General features: G+C 71.7%; 2 protein-coding genes. Both read right to left on the reverse strand.

What is annotated here, in order from left to right; genetic code table 11:
• A partial coding sequence (locus ACWDCZ_RS39415; protein WP_449818478.1) for a carbohydrate binding domain-containing protein occupies positions 1–1,633 on the reverse strand: 1,633 nt, incomplete at its 3' end.
• A 295-nt stretch (positions 1,634–1,928) separates the two neighbouring features.
• Entirely contained in the window at positions 1,929–3,455 is a 1,527-nt protein-coding gene (locus tag ACWDCZ_RS39420; RefSeq protein WP_117486023.1) for an FMN-binding glutamate synthase family protein, read from the reverse strand.
• Between the last annotated feature and the right edge of the window lie 160 nt (positions 3,456–3,615).

Here is a 3,615-nt window from a genome sequence, read left to right on the forward strand (position 1 = left end):
CAGCCGCCGGACACGCCCTGGGCGGCGGCGATGGTCGACAGGGTGTCACCGGCACGGACGGTGTAGTCGTGGCCGGCGGCCTGCGGGGCCTGCTGAAGGCGTTCCACGCCTGGCCGACCGACCCCGGGTCCATGTAGCCGCCGCCCGCGCCGGGCTGGGCCGGCAGGCCGGGCACCTGCTTGTCGTACGGCACCCTGATGGTGGTGCCCTGGATGGTCAGGCCGTTGTTCAGGCAGGTGGTCTGCGCGGTGAAGCCCTGCACGGTGCCGGCCTGGTAGGAGTCGCCGGAGCAGCCGTACATGCTGCCGTTGTAGTACTGCATGTTCAGCCACCACAGCTGCCCGTTGTCGGCGTACTTCTTGACGATCGGCAGGTAGGCGCCCCAGATCGACCCGTAGTTGACGCTGCCGCCGGTGACGTACGCGGTCTCGGGGGCCATCGTCAGGCCGAAGCCCGCGGGCATCTGGGCCAGCACGCCGTCGATGATGCGGATCAGGTTGGCCTGGGAGGCGGACAGCGTGTTGATGTTGCCGCTGCCGGACAGGCCGGTCTCGATGTCGATGTCGATCCCGTCGAAGTTGTACTTCTTGAGGATCGGGACGACGGTCGCCACGAACTTGTCGGCCACCGTGCTGGAGCTCAGGTCGATGCCCGCGGCGGCGCCGCCGATCGACATCAGGATCGTCGCCCCGGCCGCCTTGGCCTGGCACATCTCGGCGGGGGTCGAGACCTTGACGTTGCTGTCCATGCCGTCCTGCCACAGCACGGTGCCGTCCGAGAGGATCACCGGGAAGGCGGCGTTGATGACGTTGTAGCCGTGCGCGGCCATCCGGCTGTCCGTGATGGGGACCCAGCCCATGCCGGGGTGGACGCCGTTCAGGGCGCCGTCCCAGTTCTCCCAGTACCCCTGGAGGACCTTGCCCGACGGCTTGGGCTTCGTGGGGCAGGTGTCGCTCGGCGGCGTCGTGGTGGGCGGCGTCGTCGTCGGCGGCGTGGTGGTGGGCGGGGTGCTGGTGGGCGGCGTCGTCGTGGGCGGCGTGCTGGTCGGCGGCGCGGTGGTCGGGGTGGGGCTTGGGCTGCTGCCGCCGGGGCCGGTGAGCACCACGTCGTCCGCGTAGAACGCGGGCTGCCCGTACCAGCCGTGCAGGAAGACGGTCACCGAGGTGGTGTTCGCCCCGGTGGTGAAGCCGACGCTGAGCTGGCTGTACGAGGGGCTGCTCGCCGTCCAGGTGGAGGCGTTGGTGACGCCGGTGCCGGTGGCGCCCAGGTAGACGTAGCTGCCCTGGACGTAGGCGCTCAGCGTGTACTGGGAGTTGGGCTGCACGCTGACGGTCTGGGTGCACTGGGCGGTGTCCTGGCCGGTCGGCGTGGCCTGGAGCGCGGAGGCGCCGGAGTGGACCGGGCTGCCGACGGCCGCGCCGGAGCCGCCGGAACAGGTCCAGTCGGAGAGCCCGTTCTCGAACCCGGGATTGGACACCAGGTTGGGGGTGGCGGCGCCGGCCGTGACGGTGCCCGCCACGGCGATGCCGGCGCCGATCACGGCGGCGGCGCTCACCCCGGCGAGGGAGCGCGTCAGGACGCTCGACCCGTGCCGGGCGCGGCCGGTGCGGGGGGCCTGCGACGCGCGTTCCACGGGCGCCTGCTGCGGGCGTGGACGACTCGGCCTTCGACGGAACATGTGGTGCTCCCTTCCCGCCGAGCGCCATGGACATGACCGACGCGTGGGGGCGCGACGCCCGGCTTGGGTGAGGTGGGGGGACATGTGGGGCTGTGCCGGTCCGGATCGTAGGAGGGGCGGCGGGGCCCGTCAATAGGTCTGGACCATTTAAGGTCTGGACCAATCCCCCGGGGAGCGCCGAACCCCCGTACGGTCGGCGCTCCGGGTCGCGGTGGACCTGACGCCGGCCGACGGGGGTCGGCAGGGTGGATCAGACGGCCGGCCCGGCGGTCATCAGCGCCGTGATCTCCTCGGCCAGCTCCGGGCCGAGCTCGCCCCAGCCCTCCTTGTAGCCGTACACGCCGGCCAGGGTGCGGGCCTCGTAGTCGCCGTTCAGGATCTCGATGTCGTCGGCGGTGATGAGCGCCGGGTGGGCGACGCCGACGGCCGACGAGACCTTCATCAGCTCCTTGCGCAGGGTGCGCAGGTAGGCGGCGGCCCGGTCGGCCTTCGACGTCGGGTCCAGGCCGCGGGCGAGCCACGGGTTCTGGGTCGCGATGCCGGTGGGGCACTTGTCGGTGTGGCACTTCTGCGCCTGGATGCAGCCGATCGACAGCATCGCCTCCCGCGCCACGTTGATCATGTCGGCGCCCAGGGCGAAGGCGACCGCGGCGTTCTCGGGCAGGCCGAGCTTGCCGGAGCCGATGAAGGTCAGGTCGTCGGTCAGCCCCAGCTCGGCGAAGGTGCCGTAGACCCGGGAGAAGCCCATCCGGAACGGCAGCGACACCGAGTCGGCGAACATCCGCGGCGCCGCGCCGGTGCCGCCCTCGCCGCCGTCGACCGTCACGAAGTCGACCCCGCGGTCGCCGCGAGCCATCAGCGTGGCGAGCTCCTGCCAGAAGCCCGCCTCCCCCACTGCGCTCTTGACCCCGACCGGCAGGCCGGTCTCGGTGGCGATCAGCTCGACGAAGTCCAGCATCGAGTCGACGTCGCCGAACGCGGTGTGCCGCGACGGGGAGGCGCAGTCCTGGCCGACCGGGATGCCGCGGATCCCGGCGATCTCCGGGGTCACCTTCGCGCCCGGCAGCATGCCGCCCAGCCCCGGCTTGGCGCCCTGGGAGAGCTTGATCTCTATCGCCTTGACCGGGGCGCCGGCGACGACCTCCTTGAGCTTGTCGAGGTTGAAGGCGCCGTTCTCGTCGCGGCAGCCGAAGTACGCCGTCCCGAGCTGGAGGACGAGGTCACCGCCGTTGCGGTGGTACGGCGAGAGGCCGCCCTCGCCGGTGTTGTGCATCGTGCCCGCCAGCGCCGCCCCCTTGTTGAGCGCCGTGACGGCCGCGCCGGAGAGCGATCCGAAGCTCATCGCCGAGATGTTCACCACGCTGGCCGGCCGGAAGGCCTTGGCGCGCCCGCGCGGCCCGCCCAGCACCTTGGCCGAGGGCAGCGGTGCCTGCGGGTCGTGGGCGTCGGGGAGGGCACCGGCGAAGGTGCGCTGCTTCAGGTAGGCGTGCCCCTGGACGTGCTCGACGTCGACCTCGGTGCCGAAGCCGAAGTAGTTGTTCTCCTCCTTCGCCGACGCGTAGATCCAGGTGCGCTGGTCACGGCTGAACGGGCGCTCCTCCTCGTTGGAGGTCACGATGTACTGCCGCAGCTCCGGCCCGATCGTCTCCAGGAGGTACCGGGCGTGGCCGACGACCGGGAAGTTCCGGAGGAGCGCGTGCCTCTTCTGGACGAGGTCGCGGGCCGCCAGGACTGCCACCGCTGTCGCGGCGACCGCGCCGATCTTCCGGGCTTGCATGAACGTTCCTCCTAGATGCACGACTCCAGCGTCTGCGGTGGAGTCGTGGTGCCGTGTGGGTGTCGATCCCGCACACGGTGGCCCGCGCAGCAGAGACCGCTGCCGTGCTGCTCGTCCGGGCCAGCCCCCACCCGAGCGGCTCCCCGGCCTGGCGCGACTA

This window comes from Kitasatospora sp. NPDC001225, from assembly GCF_053597855.1.